The sequence below is a fragment of the Anaerosporobacter mobilis DSM 15930 genome (assembly GCF_900142955.1).
GTDB classification, from domain to species: Bacteria; Bacillota; Clostridia; order Lachnospirales; family Lachnospiraceae; genus Anaerosporobacter; species Anaerosporobacter mobilis.
In genome coordinates, this window is sequence record NZ_FRCP01000021.1 from 97,310 (window position 1) to 116,042 (window position 18,733).

The following is an 18,733-nucleotide window of genomic DNA, read 5'->3' on the forward strand; positions in this document are numbered from 1 at the left end:
TATACTATGCAACAATATAGTGGAAAGTCTATATTTAAAGGAATAGCAATCGGAAAGATTTATTTCTATTCTAAAGGGGAACAACAGGTTAAGAGACACAAAATAGAAGATGCTGCAGGAGAAATCACACGTTATAACAATGCAAAAGAGCAAGCAATAAATGAGTTAACAAAACTTTATGAAAAAGCGCTGAAAGAAGTTGGCGAAGGGAATGCAGAAATCTTCAACGTTCATATCATGATGCTAGAAGATGAAGATTATAACGATTCCGTTAACAATATCGTAGAGAATCAGTCAATGAATGCAGAATACGCAGTAGCAAGAACTGCTGACAATTTCTATGAGATGTTCTCAAACATGGAAGATGAGTACTTCAAAGCAAGAGCATTCGATATCAAAGATATCTCCGAACGCGTTATCTCAATCTTAAACGGCGCTTCTACAGGCAGTGATATCGGTAATGAACCAGTTATTATCGTTGCGAACGACTTAGCACCAAGTGAGACAGTACAGATGGATAAGGATAAACTCCTAGCATTCGTAACAGAATTAGGTTCTTCGAATTCTCATACAGCAATCCTTGCTAGAACTATGAATATTCCTGCTTTAATTGGCGTTAAGATTGAGGAATCATGGAATGGAAAGATGGCAATTGTCGATGGCTATACGGGAACATTCTATATTGATCCAGAAGAAGAAATGCTGAATGAATATAAAGCGAAAAAAGAAGAAGAAGAAAATAGTAGAAAGTTACTTCAAGATTTAAAAGGAAAAGAAAACGTTACATTAAGTGGACAAAAGATAAATATCTATGCAAACATTGGTAACGTAACTGACCTTGCTGCTGTGCTTCAAAACGATGCAAGTGGAATTGGATTATTCAGAAGTGAATTCTTATATCTAGAATCCGATCATTTACCAACAGAAGAAGAACAATTCCAAGTGTATAAACAAGTTGCAGAAACCATGGCAGGTAAGAAAGTTATTATCCGTACACTAGATATCGGTGCAGATAAGCAAGTTGATTACTTAAACCTTGGTAAAGAAGATAATCCAGCAATGGGATATCGCGCTATTCGTATTTGCCTTAATGAGCCAGAAATCTTCAAAACACAACTTAGAGCCATTCTACGTGCAAGTGCATTCGGTAACATCTCAATCATGTTCCCAATGATTATCTCGGTGAATGAAGTTCTTCAAATTAAAAAGATTGTAGCAGAAGTAAAGGCAGAATTAGATACTGTGGGTATTGAATATGGTGAAGTAGAACTTGGAATCATGATCGAAACACCAGCAGCGGCTATCATTAGTGATTTATTAGCGAAGGAAGTTGATTTCTTCAGTATTGGAACAAATGATTTAACTCAATATACCTTAGCAATTGACCGTCAAAATGCAAAGTTAGATCCTATCTATGATGCTCATCATGAAGCAGTATTACGACTAATTCAAATGGTAGTGGATAATGCTCACAAAGAAGGAATCTGGGCTGGTATTTGCGGTGAATTAGGTGCAGATTTATCATTAACAAAACGTTTCCTTGAGATGGGATTAGATGAATTATCCGTTTCTCCAACTTTTGTATTACCAGTTCGTAAAGAAGTAAGAGAAACTAAATAACATTAGAATGTAAATTACTTAAAAGAAAAGAGCCATATGAGAGAATACAGTTCGTATTCACTTATAGGGCTCTTTCCTTATTCTTTGAAATTAGTATGCAAATAAACTTGTATTATAGGGAGGTAGATGTTAAAATTAGTAAACAAATGATAGGATAGAAAAGCTATGTCAATCGAACCAATCTGAATCAGGCGAGGTAAGTGAGTATCTAGATTGCTAAGAGGCAAGATAAGGAAAGTGAGAATACGAATGAATGTTATTAGGAAGAACAAATCAGTAATTGCGTTACTTGTAGTGGTTTCATTATTATTAGGACTACCAACTTATGCAAAGGCAGAAGAAACAGCAAATTATTTTCTGCCGGTTCATGAAAAGGCTTTGTCAAACGGGGAGACGTTCAGTTTGCAAGTTCCAAGTGGGGGAAATTATGAGTACACCATCGAAGGGAATTACTATTCTGTAAGTGTAGAAAAAGATGAGTATTCTAACGTTCTTTTGGTAACCGGATTATCAAGTGGAGAAGCTACAATAGTGGTTTCGCTCTATGATCAAGACTTTAATTACATAGCAAGCGATTCGTGTAAAGTAATTGTTACAGAAAAAGAGCTAGGAGAAGAATCAGTAGTATGTGCAGTTGGGAAAACAGCACAGTTACATATGTCAGGTTATTCACAAGCGCAAGTAGGTACATGGATGAGCTCTAATCCTACGGTGGCTACAGTGAACGAGACGGGTTTAGTTACAGGGATATCAATGGGATACACAGATATTACTGTGAATTGTGTTGAATACAATGGTTTGATTACAACATATACGTGTCGTGTGGCAGTTAGTGATCCCAAAATTCAAATGACATCTGGAAATCTGGCGGTGGATTGTACTCAGGAGTTAGCGCTTACAGGATTACAACCAGAGAGTAAAGTAACGCTAACAACTAGTAACTCATCAGTGGCAGAGGTATGGGAATATTCGAATGCAATCTATGCAGTGAATAAAGGAACAGCGACTATTACTTGTGAAATCGATGGTGTGAGGTTAACTTATAAAGTAACAGTAACGGATCCACAAGTAAATGTGCAATTACTTCCCATTGTAAAAGGTAAGAAAACGAAGATTAAAGTAACAGGTACCAATAAGAATAGTAAAATTAGTTACCAATCTACTAGTACTTCCATTGCTAAAGTAGATAAGAGTGGATATGTAATCGGTAAGAAAGCTGGATCTACTAGTATCCAAATTAATGTTGATGGTAAAGAGATGTTTGTTCCTGTATCAGTAGGCAGTAGTAAGGTGATAGGTGCATTAGAATATGCGATGAAAGCAATAGGAACACCATATAGTCAGGATAAGAGAATGGAGAAAGGATATTACGATTGTAGTAGCCTAGTCTGGAGAGCCTATCATAGTGCAGGTGTAGATATAGGAAATAAATACTGGGCACCAACAGCAGCTGATATGGCAAAAACTCTAGTTAATAATAAGAAAGCAATTGCGTATAAGGCCCTGCCAGTAGAGAAATTACAACCGGGAGATTTACTTTTCTTTGCTAAGACAGATGGAACAAGTAATGGACGTTACAAGAATATCTATCATGTAGCTATCTATTGTGGAACTTATGGGGATGGTTATGGTAGTGGTTTGTTATTAGAAGCTAGAACCAGCAATGTAGGTATGTTTACGTATTGGACCACTGATCGCAATGTGGTTGTAGTCGCAAGACCTACGAAATAAATTATAATAAACTCAAACTTCGCACTTGAAGATTACGAAGAGTAGCTAACTGCTATAGCAGGCGAAAAAGCCGCTCCCGCTTAGCTTCACACGTAGCAGTACTAAGATTTCGCGTTGCTCAATCAAGTGCTGACGTGTTCAGATAGTTTTTCTTATGAATATAGCAATTATCTACTCTAAGTGAAGTTTATATGTGCGAAGTATGTGTTAAAAATAAATGTAAGCAGGAATAAGTCTGTTAGGAAAATCATAACTGAATTAATGATATAATAAAAAGACAATCTTTGTGGTTATTTATAGAGCACGGATTTATACTTCCATGCTTCGTGTATAACCATTTATAAGGTTGTCTTTTAAAGTTGCATTGATTTATTAGAAAATTTGTTTAGTAGATTTATTTTTATGGAAAGCTTGCTTGACATTTGTTATAGTTGATGTATAATGAAATTAAGGAAAGTAAACTTTACATGAGAAGGGGGAATAATTTGCGAAATCGTTTGGAAACAATACGCAAAGAACGTGGAATTAAACAAGAAGAACTTGCAGCTGCAGTAGAAGTATCGAGGCAAACGATTGGCTCATTAGAGAATGGAAGATATAATCCTTCGATTATATTAGCATTTAAAATTGCACGTTATTTTGGTATGAGCATTGAAGAGATTTTTATTTATGAGGAGGAGTGAGAATGAAAAATTGCAAAAGTATTGTTATTAGTATTTTAGGGGTTTTACTGTGTGGAATTGGTTTCTATTTTGTGAAATCATTAACGGATCCACAAGGTATCATGAAGACATTACCATATATCTTAGTAGGCATAGGATGTGGAATGTTTGGGCACGGAGTTGGAGATCTTATCAATAAAAAAGTCACTGCTAAAAACCCTGAACTTGTAAAACAAATTGAAATTGACCAGAATGATGAGCGAAATATTATGATAACGAATATGGCAAAGGCAAAAGGATTTGATATAATGACATATGTTTTTGCTGCTTTATTGTTAGCCTATGGTTTAATGGGGGCTTCCATGGAGGTTATAATACCCTTTGTTATTGCTTATCTTTTCGTTCAATTCTATGCCGTATATATTCGGTTGAGAAAGGATAGAGAAAACTAAAGGTATAATTATAGTAGTATATAAAATATAAAATATAAAATATAAAAGATTAAGACAATCTTCAAATATGTTTGAAACACGGATATGCAATATCTACATATCCGTATAAAACAGTTGAAGGTTGCCTTTTTTGCGTAAATGAATATAATTTGCCAATACTCCGTTTTGTTAATAGACACGTATAGTCCTATTTAAAGAAATTTATGAAAATAGTTATAATTGCCGAATTAAAAAAGTCTATAAATAAGCAGCCAACGATAGGGACCACGAAATAAGGAGTGTGAACAAAACCATAACGATTTGTAAGCTCATCCATATTCGCAATTGCATTCGGAGTTGCACCCATACCAAAGCCACAGGTAGCTGATGCGAATACAGCTGCTTCGTAATTCTTACCCATAATTCGGAAGGTTAAGATATAAGCAAACAGCCCTACCAGTAGGGTTTGAGAGAATAACATCACGATTAATGGGAATGCCAAATCGAATAACTCCCATAATCGTAGACCCATAAGTGCCATAGTTAAAAAGAAAGAAAGACTTAATCCGCCAAGTGTTTCGATTTCTTTCTCAACAATTTCTATCTTTCTGAAATCGTAGATATTACGTATAATAGCGGCAACAATCATAGCACCGATATACGATGGGAATGTTAGCTCAAGCTGCTCAATTATATCAGATAGTATTGATCCAATCCCCATAGCTATGAACAAGAGGCAGGCTCCGTTCATTAAGCGTTTGTAGGAGAGAATATTATGATTTTCTTCATTATAATCGCCAACTTCATCGGGCTCTTTTTCAGAATCTTCATCTTTAACCGTTTTTAATTTGTGATGATGAATTAAACGCCTTGCAACTATTCCACCGATAATACTTCCCATAACTAATCCAAATGTCGCGGAAGCAACAGAAACTGTGGTAGCACCACTTACCCCCATATCCTCAAGAATTGGGCCGAATGAGCCTGCTGTACCGTGACCGCCAATCATTGGTATGGAAGCAGTACAAAGGCCTAGAAGCACTGGTAATTGAAACAAAGAGGCAAGCGTTACACCTAGTAAATTCTGCAATATTACTAATAGAACTGCAAGACATAGAAAGAAGGCTACCTTGTTTCCACCTTTTTTTAAAACTTTAAAGCTGGCTGTGAAACCAATACTAGTAAAAAAGGCTGTCATGAATAGATTCTGTAGAGTTGTATCAAGATTAAAAGTAGCAACTCCTGTAATTTGAAGTATAAGTATAAGTAAAGCAAAGATAAAGCCTCCAACAACGGAGGGAGGTATGCAATATTTTTTCAAGATAGAAAACTTATTACGAATGTATTTTCCTATATAGAATACAATGGAGACCAGTGCCATAGTCTTATAGATGTCTAAATTTATTTCCATAGATCTGTTTAGTCCTTTCCTTTCTTGTTTGCAAATAATGTTTTTATCACAAAACGTGTAGTATATATAATATAGTAAAAACATGAAAAAGTAAATATTAATACCAAATATGAAAAAACTTAGCAGCACTTCTTCGAAATACATTATAGTTAGTTTCTCCAGTTGTATTTAAAATACTCAAATGGAATAAACTAAAGCTAAACGTATAGGATCAATGAGCAAATGTAACGAATTTACATTGACAATCATAATAATAATTACTATTATTGTTATATGAAATACAGGATTATTGGAGATCCAGGGAAGGAGTAGGTTAATTTGGATTATAGAAAGATAGCCGAAGATATTATAAAAAATGTGGGTGGTAAAGAGAATATTGAATCACTCACCCATTGTTTTACAAGATTACGCTTTATACTTAAAGAGGAGAATAAAGCGAATAAGCCAAGGATAGAGCAACTGGAAGGTGTTATATCTGTGGTACAAGCAGGCGGAGAGTACCAAATCGTTTGCGGAGCAAAGGTAGAACATATCTATGACGCATTAATTCAAGTCTTAGACATGGAGCAATTAAGTAATACGAATACTGAAACAGTGAAACGTAAAAAAACAGCAAAACAGATAGGAAATCAATTATTACAGATCATTACTCAAATCTTCACACCTTTAGTACCAGCAATAGCGGCAGCAGGCTTAATAAAAGGATTCTTGACTGCAGCGAAGTTGATTATGAGTAATCGGGGAGTAGATATATCAACTTCAGATACGTATACAATATTGTTTGCGGTCAGTCAGGTAATCTTTTATTTCTTCCCTATATTCTTAGCGATGACTTGCGCGAAAGCACTTCGTAGCAATCAAGTAATTGCTATGGTAATCGCCGGTACATTAGTTTATCCAGGGATTGATACTATGATTCAGGATGTTGCAACGAAGACTACAATATTTGGTTTACCGGTAGTAAAAGGTGCTTGGCAAATAGGTGAATCCGTAAAGGTATTCTCCTATACAGAGTCAGTAATACCAATTATACTTGCTGTATGTGTTATGGCGTTCTTAGAGAAATGGTTAAAGAGAATAATACCAGAAGTCATACAATTAATCTTAGTACCTGGATTGGAATTATTAATTATGATACCATTAACATTATCGCTATTAGGACCTATCGGTATCTATATTGGTAACGGAATTCAAATTGGTTATGATGCGGTAATCGGAGTTAGTCCAATCCTTGGTGGGGCTTTAATCGGTGGACTTTGGGGTGTGTTTGTAATCTTTGGAGCACACCGTGCATTATTACCGATAGGGCTTAACGATGTAGCGCTTAATGGCCATCAGAATATTCTTGCATTCGCTGGTTCAGCAAACTTTGCACAAGGTGGTGCAGCTCTTGGAGTAATGCTTCGAACGAAAAGTAAAGAGTTAAAACAAATCGCTGCTTCAGGCACAATAGCGGCTACCGTAGTTGGGGTAACAGAACCAGCAATTTATGGTTCTAATTTGAGGCTAAAGAAACCCATGGTGTGTGCGATTATAGCAGGTGCTGTTGGTGGTGCGATTATGGGGTTTGGTGGCGTGTATGGTGATGCATTTGCCAATAATGGGGTGTTAACAATCTTCACATATGCCGCATTTGGTATGAGAAAGTTTATGTTTTACCTAGTTGGTATTGCAGTAGCCTATTTTGGAGCAGCAGCTCTTACTTATATAATAGGGTTTGAAGAAGAATTAAGTGAAGAGCGTAATTCAGAGAATGTGAATGATGAAATATATGAGGATTCAGGAGTAATAGAAGAATCAAACAAATTAGAAGAATCAAACGTAGACAAATCAACTACGTTATACGCTCCCCTTGAAGGAGAATTAATTTCGCTTTTAGAGATAGAAGATCAAGCATTCGCATCGGGTGGAATGGGACAAGGTGTTGCAATAATACCAAGCAAAGGTGAGGTTTTGGCTCCTTGGGATTGTACAGTAAGTATGATATATCCAACCTTACATGCAATTGGGTTACAATTAGATACTGGTTTGGAGATGCTAATTCATGTAGGAATGAATACAGTCGAATTGGAAGGAAAGCATTTTACTAAACACGTAGAAGTAGGGCAACATATAGAAAGAGGAACAAAAATTATATCTTTTGATTTGGAAGAGATAACAAAGGCGGGATATGATTTGACTACACCAATTATTCTACCTGAAGTGAAATTATGCCAAATCACAAGAACAAACCAAACCAGATGTAATAGAGATACAATAATAATGGAAGTAAAGGATGTAGATTAGATGAAAAACGATAGATTTCCACCAGATTTCTTATGGGGAGCGTCTTCCTCGGCGTTTCAAATCGAAGGAGGCTGGGATGAAGATGGCAAAGGTAAGACAGTAGCAGATTATAACTCCTTTAAAAAATCAGAACGTCAAGCAGATAGTAAGATAGCCAGTGATTTTTATCACCATTGGAAAGAAGATATAGCGCTTATGAAAGAATTAGGCTTAACGATGTACCGTTTTTCCATTGCTTGGGCAAGAATCATTCCTGATGGTGATGGCGAGGTGAATGAACAAGGCATTACGTTTTATAGCCAGATTATTGATGAGCTATTAAACAATGGTATTGAGCCTTTCGTAACTTTATATCATTTTGATTTACCATATGCATTGGTGGAGAGATACAATGGATGGGAGAATCGAGAGTGCGTATATGCATTCGAAAGATATGCAAGGATTTGTTTTGAAGCATTTGGTGATCGGGTTAAATACTGGCAGGTCCACAATGAACAAAATCTAATGATTCGTGTCGATGAACGTATGAATATTAATGAAGAGACACTTCATAGGGCGGATAAGCTAAGGGCGCAGATGGATTATCATATGTGTTTAGCACATGCATTCGCAATACGTGCTTGTCATGAAATCGTGACGGATGGAAAGATTGGTCCAGCAATCTCATCAACTTGTACGTATCCCCTTACCAATAAACCAGAAGATGTGTGGGCAGCTAAGATGAATGATTGGTTTAAGACAGAATACTGTTTAGAGATGCATATGACAGGAGAGTACCCTGGATATTATATGCGTTATCTGAAAAAGAGAGATATCGTTCCAGTTATGTTAGAAGAAGATAAAGAGATTCTTAAGAATGCTAAGATGGATTATATTGCAGTGAATTACTATCGTACCCTTTGTGCTAGCTACCTTAAGGAAGAGGATACTCACCCGAAAGGGGAACGCGCATTCCGAGGTAATGAAGTTGATTTTGATCAATATGGATATTTCCGTGATGAAAAGAATGAGAATCTTGCGGCTACCGAATATGGCGCTCAGATTGACCCTATGGGGCTTCGTATTGTACTAAACGAATATTATCGTAAATATCGTGTGCCACTTATTATTACGGAGAATGGATTAGGAGCGGTAGATGTATTGACTAATGATGGGAAAATCCACGATGAATATCGAATAGATTATCTTAGAAAGCATATTGAAGCATGTGCATTAGCTGTTGAAGACGGCGTAGAATTAATGGGGTATAGCCCATGGTCGGTTATGGATTTATTAAGTTCTCATCAAGGGTTTAAGAAAAGATATGGATTCATCTATGTCAATCGAGAGGATCATGATTTAAAAGATATGCGAAGAATCCCCAAGGATAGTTATTATTGGTATCAGAATGTTATTCGTACCAACGGAGAAGAATTATAGTAGAAAATATTGAATAATCCTTTCATACTTGTACAGAATAAACGGAGTAATTATTGTATTACCTCAGATATAAAACACATTGGTATGTCTGCTGGCATTATAAAGAGTTTCGCAATTAACTATTACTTTAGCTATTACTTTTATGAGGAAAAGGAGATTTGATATGGAGCAAAACAACAATACCAAAACTACTAGCACAGTAAATGAGACAACGAACAAAGCAGAAACAAGTGCAAACAAAACGACTAGAAATAAAGAAACTGACAATTATAAGTTTACGAATAAGATCAACATGGATTATGATTGGAATTCGGAATATGGAGACGGAGATATTCCAGATATAGACAAGTAAATTGGTTTATTTGTTATTCTAGGATTAAATGCATTCTCACAGCAGTAAAAAGACAATCTTTGTGGTTTCTGTGGATTCACGGATCGGACGTATCCGTGAATCCACAGGAAAACCATGGAAAGATTGTCTCTTTAAGTTGTATTTGTATTTGTGTTTTGTATTCTAAAACTTATAACTTAATTAGTTACTTGCAACAGTTCCCTTTTAATTACGATATTGCAATGTTTTCTTCAGTAGTTGTAATTTCATTTTTGTTCTTACGAATTACTGCAAAAACTACAGTTATACCCATTACAACAACTAAGATAGCAAGTAATACAAGTATATTCTTCCAGATAAGAGAGGCATCCCCTGTTCCACTGATTGCTTCTTTGAATAGGCCTACGGAGTAAGTCATTGGCATGAATGGATACATTACGTTGTAGAACTTTGGTAATGTCTCGATTGGGAATGTACCACCACAGGAAGCTAATTGTATGATAAGGAAAGCAATAGCGAGGAATTTACCAATGTTACTGAAGAAGAGTAATAATAGTTGTATGATAGCAATGAATACCATAGATACCAGACAACAAGAAACAAAATATAAAGGTAAATTCTCTACGGTCAATCCTAATCCAATTTTTAATACAATGCATAATACGACAGCTTGTAGTAATCCAATGATTAAATATGCAAAGCTTCTTTTAATTACTTGTGTGGATTTTCTTGATAATAAGTTGAAATGATTATCTGGATCAAAGTAAATACCGAAGAAAATCATTAATCCACCAACCCATAAGGAAAGTGACATAAAATATGGAGCGAAGGCGGTACCATAGTTAGGTACTGGAGCATATGCTTCCGCTTCTATTGTTACAGGATCAGCAGCATATTCATGTAAGCCATCTAAACTAGTAATCTTATCATTTGCCTCTGTAAGAGAAGTATTTACTCCATCATTAGCAGTTTGAAGACCGTCAGTTAACTTCTTAGCACCATCATTCAATGTAGAAGTACCAGTTACTAAAGAAGCAGTGCCATCATTCAAAGTATTAGCACCATCTTTCACTTGTGAAGCACCGTCATCAAGTTTCGTTGCACCATTTGAAAGTGTATTAATACCATCTGATAAAGATGCAAGACCATTTGATAAGGAGTTAGAACCATCGTATAAGCTGTTTGTTCCAGATACGATTTGTTTGCTGGCTTTATTTAATTTAGCCAAACCGCTTTGTAAATCACTTGCGCCTGTTGCTAATGCACTGGAACCTTCTTTGGCAGAAGTTAAACCTTCTTTGATTTGTGTAATACCAGCTTTGAGAGTAGTAAGGTTTTGTGTTCCAGCGGATAAGGTTTCTGTACCAGTCTTTAAAGAGGCTGCACCTTGTTTTAAGGTAGTAGATGCTTCCTCAAGTGCCTTCATACTTTCAAGATTTTCTTTCGTTGTTAACTGCGATACAATAGCTTGAATGGTAGCGTCGTGTGTTGATGCCGCATATTGGCCTAGTGTATTGGTTAACGTTGATACAGTGCTTATTAGTGTATCTACACCAGCTGTATAAGAATTGATACCATCAGCTAAGGAAGAAGCACCAATAGCGAGTGAGGCAGCGCCATCTTTTAAATCCCCTAATTTGCTTGTTCCAGCTTCTAGTTTTGTTGCACCTTCTAATAAGGTATCAATTCCAGTATCTAGCGTTGCCATATTCGTTGCAAGTGTTGTACTTCCAGTTGAAGCAGATTTAACTCCTGACCTGAAGGTTTCCATGTTTTTTGATAATTTTCCTAGACCTTGGTTTAATGTTGTTCCACCTGCTAGAATCTTTTGGATTCCTGCTTGAAGACTCTTAGAGCCTGTGGACAAGGTTGATGTACCTTCTTTTAATGTAGTTGTTGCACTAGCTAATTTGTCAGTACCTGAGTGTAATTCTTCTGATGCATCAGATAGTTTCGTTGTTCCCTCTGATAAATCAGTAGCACCATTTTTCAGAGTTGACAAACCATCAGATAAGGTCTGTAACTGATCAGGTACACTTGTTAATTGGTCAGATAAAGTACTTACGATTTCATCATCTACGGAAGAACGTAAAGATTTTTCAACCTTTTCAACTGCAGTGTTAAGGATTTGAGAGGCTAAGTAATTTCTTTTTTCGTTTGCAGAATAAGTAATTGTTGCAGTTTGCTTTTCCGTCGTACTTGATGAACTGATGTCCTTAGAGAAATTCTCTGGAATTACAATAATTGCATAATAATCTCCAGTCTTCAAGCCTTCTTTTGCAGTCTTTGCATCTGTGAATGTAAACTTAAGGGATGCATCTTCTTTTAAATTATCACACATCTCTTGACCAAGATTCCTGCTTTTGTCGTTGATGGAAGCTCCAGTGTCTCCATTAACAACTGCTACGGGAACTTTATCTAGTTTGGCATATGGATCCCAAAAAGCGCCGAGATAAAAATAACTATAAAGCAGTGGAATAATGATAACACCTAGTAAAATTACATAAGGTATAAATCTTTTTTTAGTATTTTCTTTTTTCATATAGATACCTTTTCTCCTTTCTTAGTCTGGAGAACTTGTGTGAAGCACAGTAACTTGTGGTTAATGCAACTTCTTCATTTTCTCCTTCGGTAGTAGTATATTGCGAGGGAGAAAAGATGTAATTACACAAATATATTTGTGTGTCGTGAAATACGACAAATAGGATCATTTGTTTAGAATTGCGACATTTCATAGTAGATATCTATTTGCTCATGCACGTACGCGTAATATAGTTAGAATATAGTAAAGGGAGAAACCGTTGAGGTCTCTAGACTTTGGAAAGGAGTAAATAGTTAGCATGTCGAAACCTTTTGAGCGGATTACATTGAATATTACGATACCTATAATACTAAGAAGTAGAAAAAAAGCTCCTGAGAGATGCGCTAGGAACCTCATGGAGCTTGGTGAGAATATAGTTGTTAGTGTGAACACTGCGAAGAAGCATGAAGTATATACAACACTACTGCAGTTATGTATAGATGGCACGCAGCAACAGATTATAGAGTATTTTTATAAAATATATATACAAGACTTATAGTAACGTAGTGGGATGTTTCGTTGCGTACATCTTACACTCGTTTACTATGGAAACGATATGCTTTTTAAGCTCAAGTGGAGAGCGTACCATGCCTTCTTTAACCCAATATACAATGCTATCAACTACTCCATAAGAGAGAAAACGAGATAGAAACTTTTGGTCCTCTTCAGGCATCGAGTAATTTACCTTAATATGATCGATTATACTACAAAAAAGTTCTTCTGATATCGTAAGGAGATAGTTACGAAATTCCTCTTGAAAGGAATGGTTAATTGCATTGCGATAGAAGGTATCATTTTCTTTCATAACTGTTAACATATGAAATAAATTGTCTGGCCAAGTATCTAGTGATAAGTCTTTTGTTAACACTAGAATAACTTCATTATAGAAAATCCAATTCAGCAATTCGTATTTGTCCTGAAAATGATAATAGAAGGTTTGACGATTAAGACCACATGTCTTAGTAATATCAAGAATAGTTATTTTGTCAAAGGTTTTTTCCTTCATTAGTTGTTTGAATCCCGATGCTATCGCCTGTTTGGTTATCATTGACTCTGACATAAAGTTGCCTCCGTTTATAGATTTATTCAAGCTGCTGATAGTATAGAATGTAATGAATAGTGTGTCAAGTTAAGATGTTGCTAGAAATTATATGCTATATAACGAACAGCTTCGTTGCGGTATTGTGCTGTTTACCAGATAAAATGGTTTGACATGATACTGTAATTTAGGTATATTTATTAGGTGATTGTTTTGCTAAATACTTTAGCACATTAATACATATAAGTGCTGAATTATAGCAATGCAAATTGAAACATATACAACAAAAGAGGATAGGATTGACTATCTTGGAGGAAGAATGGAAAGAGAAAAGTTTAAGTCGAGATTAGGGTTTATACTCTTGTCTGCAGGCTGTGCAATTGGAATTGGTAATGTGTGGAGATTCCCATATGTGGTTGGTAATAGTGGAGGAGGAGTGTTTGTATTATTCTACTTGTTCTTCTTGATTATACTAGGACTTCCAATTATGACAATGGAGTTTGCTGTTGGACGTGCTAGTCGTAAGAGTGCGGTTAAGGCATTTAAGACGCTTGAGAAGCCGGGGCAAAAGTGGCACCTTCAAGGGTATGCTGCCATGTTTGGTAACTATTTATTAATGATGTTCTATACAACGGTATCTGGTTGGATGTTGAATTATTTTGTTGGAATGGCATCTGGTAAATTCGAAGGTGCCGATGCGACAGGAATTCAAACTCAATTTTCGACTATGCTAGAAAGCCCAGGAGTACTTACTTTTTGGATGGTAGTCGTTGTTTTAATTGGTTTTGGTATCTGTTCACTGGGGTTACAAAAGGGTGTTGAAAAGATTACCAAAGTTATGATGATTGCATTATTAGTAATCATGGTGATTTTAGCAGTGGTTAGTATTACCATGGAAGGTGGAAAAGAAGGATTATCTTTCTATCTAGTACCCGATTTTACCAAGATGCATGAGATTGGAATTAGTAATGTGATTGTATCTGCTATGAATCAAGCATTCTTTACACTTAGTTTAGGTATTGGTTCTATGGCAATCTTCGGGAGCTACTTAGGAAAAGAAAGATCATTACTAGGAGAATCTATTAATATTGCGTTCCTTGATACATTTGTAGCAATTGTAGCTGGTTTGATTATCTTCCCAGCTTGTTTTGCATTCGGTGTAAATCCTGATAGTGGCCCGAGTTTAGTTTTCATAACATTACCGAATATATTCAATGCTATGCCAGGTGGTAGAATCTGGGGAAGTTGTTTCTTCTTATTCATGGCGTTCGCATCGCTTTCTACTGTTATAGCTGTGTTTGAAAACCTTATGTCTTCTTGTATGGATCTTTGGGGATGGAGTCGTAAGAAGTCGGCATGGATAAATATTATATTCATGATTATCGTTTCTATGCCATGTGTACTTGGTTTCAATGTATTAGCCGGTTTTGAGCCACTGGGTGCAGGAACGACCATCTTAGATTTGGAGGACTTTATTGTAAGTAATCTGTTGTTACCAATTGGTTCCTTAATCTTTACGTTATTCTGTGTAAGTAGATATGGTTGGGGATTTGATAATTACTTGAAGGAAGTGAATGAAGGCAAGGGAATTAAGATGCCTAGCTGGATACGAGGATATTGTAAATACGTATTACCAGTTATAATCGTTATAGTTATAGTGAATGGATTATATTCATTCTTTAAATAAATCAAGTAGTTTCTGAGTTACTTCTATCTTAAGAGTTAACACTTTCGTACTTTCTGTCGATATTATATTGTATAGTGGTCAACGGAGTGTATTGGCATTGTCGACCTAGGATGGGAGGAAGATCTATGAATGTTAATTTTAAGGGGCTAGGTAATACGGATAATAACTCGTTGCATTTTGAAGTTGCAACCGGTGAAAAGCAGAGTCTTAAAAAGCTTAGACAAGAAGAGAACAAAGGCTTACAAGGAAAAACCCTGAACGCTGCAGATTTATCGTTAGGTAAAGATGTGACGATGCAGAAGAAACTTGATGCTAGAAAAGAAGCAATGAAGAAATTAGGAGATGTTTTTTCCAGCCAGCTTAAGACGGATAACGATCTTGCATCGCGAACAGAGCGCATGGCAAAGTTAGAGGACGAAGCAGTGAATGCGCAAAAAGAGTTAGATAAGGTTACGCAAAGCAAAGCTGAATTAGCGGAAGCTTACAAGGATAACCTTCACAGTGATGCATATATTTCAGAATTAATTAATTTAGATAAGGCAGAAGAGGAATGGACCGCTAGAGTACAATCTGCAAAATCTCAAAAGGCTGGTGAAAGTGCCACAATTAGCGCTATTCATCAGGCATTATTAAAAGCAGATCCAATGGTTAATGCAGCAAAAGCAGCGGATAAAATCATGGAAGAAGCGAATAATGAGATTGTAGATGAATTGGTTAACCAAGCAAAAGATGATATAGACGAGAAGTTAGAAGAAGAAATCGAAGATGCGAAGAAGGCCAAGGAAGAAAAAGAGGAAGAAGAAAAGAAACAGGTAGAAAGAGAAGATAGTGGAATTAAAGATGATACACAAGTAATACAGACAGCAGATACAACATACGATAAAATCCAAAATGAAATTCAAAATCTTATTAGGGCGCAACAACTTATTGAAGAAGATTTGAAAGGATTGGAAGTAGATCGACAATTGTAATTATTAAGTGCCTTTCATTCCACTTGTTATGTCTGAACAGCACGAAGTCTTCAGACTTTGGAAAGGAATAAAATATAGTATGAAAGTTGTAATTCAAAGAGTAAACCATGCTGCAGTTGCAGTAGATGGGGAAACAATTGGTAAGATTGGTAAAGGTTTATTGGTCTTTCTTGGTGTAGGTAATGAAGATACCAAGGATATCTGTGATAAATTCATTGATAAGATTAGTAAGATGCGTATCTTTGAAGATGAGGATGGGAAAACGAATCTATCCATCAACGATGTGAAGGGTGAATTACTCGTAATCTCTCAATTTACTTTGTATGCAGATTGCAAAAAAGGAAATCGTCCAAGTTTTGTGAATGCGGGGAAACCTGATTTAGCAAATGCATTATATGAATACTGCATAGATAAATTTAAGAAGATAATTCCAGTTGTGCAAACAGGTGAATTTGGTGCAGATATGAAAGTAAGCTTGGAAAATGATGGACCATTTACAATCATATTAGATGAGAGTATGATTAAGTAGTAAATAGTATGAAATAGCTAGTAATAGTATTATTATGACAGTGTAGGCTAGGGATACTCATAGATAGGTAACCCTATAATCTACACTGTTACTATGTGAAAGAATAACAATCAAGTTATATTCATTAGCATATCTGCTAAAAAAATCCGTTATAATTGAAATTTAGGATTGACAAATTGGAATATTATACTTATTATATACCTTATAATCCTATATATATACTAGGAAAAGTAAGATATGTAAGATGCGCACGTAATATTGTAGAATATTACAGTATATGTAAGAATAGATATTGCTAAAAGAGGACAATTACAGGGGAAGGAGAACGTATGGAACCAATTATTCAGATTAAGAATGTTTCAAAAACATTTGAGAGCAAATCCGGGCAAGTGAAAGCGTTACAGAACATTTCGATAGATATTGAAAAAGGAGATATCTTTGGAATGATTGGTATGTCGGGTGCTGGAAAGAGTACCTTAGTTCGTTGTATCAATTTCCTTGAGAGACCTACAGATGGTACCGTTATTATAGATGGCAAAGACTTAGGGAATATATCGAACAAGGAATTACGTAAGACTAGAATGGAGATCGCAATGATCTTCCAACACTTTAATCTACTTATGCAAAGAACCGTTATTGATAATGTATGTTTTCCGTTAGAGATTGCAGGAGTTAAGAAGAAAGAAGCGAAAGATAGAGCAAGAGAATTATTAAAGATTGTCGGATTAGAGAATAAGGAAAATGCATATCCAGTTCAGCTATCTGGTGGGCAAAAACAAAGAGTTGCTATAGCAAGAGCAATCGCCAATAACCCTAAGATCTTATTATGTGATGAGGCAACAAGCGCTCTTGATCCAGAGACAACGAATTCTATACTTAATCTATTAAAAGATATTAACAAACGATTTGGAATTACTATAGTAGTGATTACGCATGAGATGAAGGTTATTCAAGAAATCTGTAATAAAGTAGCTATCTTAAATAATGGTAAACTTGCAGAGACTGGCTATGTGAAAGATATCTTTACAGAACCTAAAACGGACGAAGCAAAGAGACTTGTATACCAAGGTACTTCAATGACAGCGTTAATGAATGGACAGCGATTTATAAGAATTGTGTTTGGTGAACAATCTTCTTTCGAACCAGTGATTGGTAATATGATTCTTTCATTCAATACACCAATTAATATTATGGGAGCAGATACTCGTAATATCGGTGGTAAAGCAATGGGAGAAATGATTTTACAACTTCCAGAGGATGAAGTAATTGCTGAAAAGATGATTACGTACCTACGAAATAGAAAGCTAGTTGTTGAGGAGGTGGATCTTAATGTTTGATCAAGGAATTATCGACATGTTAAAGACGGGGTTGTTTGAAAGTCTTTATATGATTCTTGCATCTACATGTGTGGGATATCTACTTGGATTACCAATGGGTATCGTACTTACCATTACAGATAAAGATGGAATTAAGCCAAACGGGGTCATCTATAAAATACTAGATGTATTCGCTAATATTGTACGAAGTGTACCATTTTTAATACTTGTAGTATTATTAATTCCATTCACAAGATTATTACTAGGAAAGAGTTATGGACCAACTGCAACGATTGTTCCACTTGTTATTGCAGCGACACCATTCATAGGAAGAATGGTAGAATCGTCACTTAAGGAAGTTGATCATGGGGTTATTGAAGCCGCACAAAGTATGGGGGCTTCCACATGGACTATAATTCGAAAAGTACTTTTAGTAGAAGCACGTACTCCATTAATCGTTGGAGCAACGATTGCAATCGGTACAATTCTTGGTTACTCTGCAATGGCAGGAGCAGTAGGTGGTGGCGGATTAGGAGATATCGCAATTCGCTATGGTTACTATCGTTATCAGACTGATATTATGATTGTAACCGTTGTAATCCTTGTTGTATTAGCACAGTTATTCCAAGGTTTAGGAATGTTCTTATCAAAGCGCTTAGATAAGAGAAGTACGAAATAAAAAGCGTTTTATGTATTTATAAAAAAGGAGGAGTAGTAGT

Annotated in this window: 16 protein-coding genes; 13 read left to right on the forward strand and 3 right to left on the reverse strand. The window is 35.9% G+C overall.

Features of this window, described 5'->3' with window-relative positions; genetic code table 11:
- The first annotated feature begins 6 nt into the window (after positions 1-6).
- The 4 genes from ptsP to BUB90_RS19140 all read left to right on the forward strand — a co-directional run bounded on the left by ptsP (position 7) and on the right by BUB90_RS19140 (position 4,465).
- A complete protein-coding gene (ptsP, locus tag BUB90_RS19125) occupies positions 7-1,620 on the forward strand; it encodes a phosphoenolpyruvate--protein phosphotransferase (RefSeq protein WP_073290421.1) in 1,614 nt (537 codons plus the stop codon).
- 249 nt (positions 1,621-1,869) lie between these two features.
- Complete coding sequence (locus BUB90_RS19130; RefSeq protein WP_073290423.1) at positions 1,870-3,351, forward strand: Ig-like domain-containing protein; 1,482 nt, start codon at positions 1,870-1,872, stop codon at positions 3,349-3,351.
- Between the two features lie 485 nt (positions 3,352-3,836).
- On the forward strand, positions 3,837-4,034 hold the full coding sequence (locus BUB90_RS19135; RefSeq protein WP_073290425.1) for a helix-turn-helix transcriptional regulator: 198 nt from the start codon (positions 3,837-3,839) through the stop codon (positions 4,032-4,034).
- Between the two features lie 2 nt (positions 4,035-4,036).
- A complete protein-coding gene (locus BUB90_RS19140) occupies positions 4,037-4,465 on the forward strand; it encodes a DUF6442 family protein (RefSeq protein WP_073290427.1) in 429 nt (142 codons plus the stop codon).
- Positions 4,466-4,652: 187 nt separating this feature from the next.
- Here the strand turns inward: BUB90_RS19140 and gltS are convergent, their stop codons facing one another.
- Positions 4,653-5,855 carry a sodium/glutamate symporter gene (gene gltS, locus BUB90_RS19145; protein WP_073290494.1) on the reverse strand — a complete coding sequence of 401 codons (1,203 nt, stop codon included), beginning with the start codon at positions 5,853-5,855 and terminating at the stop codon, positions 4,653-4,655.
- Positions 5,856-6,173: 318 nt separating this feature from the next.
- On the opposite strand from gltS, the gene BUB90_RS19150 reads away from it, so the two are divergent.
- From BUB90_RS19150 to BUB90_RS19160, 3 genes are all read left to right on the forward strand, one after another.
- Positions 6,174-8,141 carry a beta-glucoside-specific PTS transporter subunit IIABC gene (locus BUB90_RS19150; protein WP_073290429.1) on the forward strand — a complete coding sequence of 656 codons (1,968 nt, stop codon included), beginning with the start codon at positions 6,174-6,176 and terminating at the stop codon, positions 8,139-8,141.
- Positions 8,142-9,560, forward strand: a complete 1,419-nt coding sequence (locus BUB90_RS19155; protein WP_073290431.1) for a glycoside hydrolase family 1 protein — start codon at positions 8,142-8,144, stop codon at positions 9,558-9,560.
- Positions 9,561-9,723: 163 nt separating this feature from the next.
- The gene (locus BUB90_RS19160) at positions 9,724-9,912 is read left to right on the forward strand and encodes a hypothetical protein (protein ID WP_073290433.1); all 189 of its coding nucleotides are present in this window, start codon (positions 9,724-9,726) and stop codon (positions 9,910-9,912) included.
- A 208-nt stretch (positions 9,913-10,120) separates the two neighbouring features.
- On the opposite strand, the gene BUB90_RS19165 is transcribed toward BUB90_RS19160, so the two are convergent.
- Positions 10,121-12,433: a YhgE/Pip domain-containing protein gene (locus BUB90_RS19165; RefSeq protein WP_073290435.1), complete on the reverse strand. Its 2,313-nt coding sequence runs from the start codon at positions 12,431-12,433 to the stop codon at positions 10,121-10,123.
- A gap of 298 nt (positions 12,434-12,731) precedes the next feature.
- Between BUB90_RS19165 and BUB90_RS19170 the strand changes: the two genes are divergently transcribed.
- A complete protein-coding gene (locus BUB90_RS19170) occupies positions 12,732-12,971 on the forward strand; it encodes a hypothetical protein (protein ID WP_073290438.1) in 240 nt (79 codons plus the stop codon).
- Here BUB90_RS19170 and dhaS read toward each other — a convergent pair.
- Positions 12,966-13,532: a dihydroxyacetone kinase transcriptional activator DhaS gene (dhaS, locus tag BUB90_RS19175; RefSeq protein WP_073290440.1), complete on the reverse strand. Its 567-nt coding sequence runs from the start codon at positions 13,530-13,532 to the stop codon at positions 12,966-12,968. The two genes, BUB90_RS19170 and dhaS, sit on opposite strands and share 6 nt — an antisense overlap.
- Positions 13,533-13,830: 298 nt before the next feature.
- Between dhaS and BUB90_RS19180 the strand changes: the two genes are divergently transcribed.
- The 5 genes from BUB90_RS19180 to BUB90_RS19200 all read left to right on the forward strand — a co-directional run bounded on the left by BUB90_RS19180 (position 13,831) and on the right by BUB90_RS19200 (position 18,693).
- Positions 13,831-15,198, forward strand: a complete 1,368-nt coding sequence (locus tag BUB90_RS19180; RefSeq protein ID WP_073290442.1) for a sodium-dependent transporter — start codon at positions 13,831-13,833, stop codon at positions 15,196-15,198.
- A 125-nt stretch (positions 15,199-15,323) separates the two neighbouring features.
- Positions 15,324-16,169, forward strand: coding sequence for a coiled-coil domain-containing protein (locus BUB90_RS19185; RefSeq protein ID WP_073290444.1), 846 nt, complete (start codon positions 15,324-15,326; stop codon positions 16,167-16,169).
- A gap of 79 nt (positions 16,170-16,248) precedes the next feature.
- Complete coding sequence (dtd, locus tag BUB90_RS19190) at positions 16,249-16,698, forward strand: D-aminoacyl-tRNA deacylase (protein WP_073290446.1); 450 nt, start codon at positions 16,249-16,251, stop codon at positions 16,696-16,698.
- 329 nt (positions 16,699-17,027) lie between these two features.
- The gene (locus BUB90_RS19195) at positions 17,028-18,035 is read left to right on the forward strand and encodes a methionine ABC transporter ATP-binding protein (RefSeq protein ID WP_073290448.1); all 1,008 of its coding nucleotides are present in this window, start codon (positions 17,028-17,030) and stop codon (positions 18,033-18,035) included.
- Positions 18,028-18,693, forward strand: a complete 666-nt coding sequence (locus BUB90_RS19200; RefSeq protein ID WP_073290451.1) for a methionine ABC transporter permease — start codon at positions 18,028-18,030, stop codon at positions 18,691-18,693. The genes BUB90_RS19195 and BUB90_RS19200 overlap by 8 nt, the downstream gene beginning before the upstream one ends.
- The last annotated feature ends 40 nt before the right edge of the window (positions 18,694-18,733 follow it).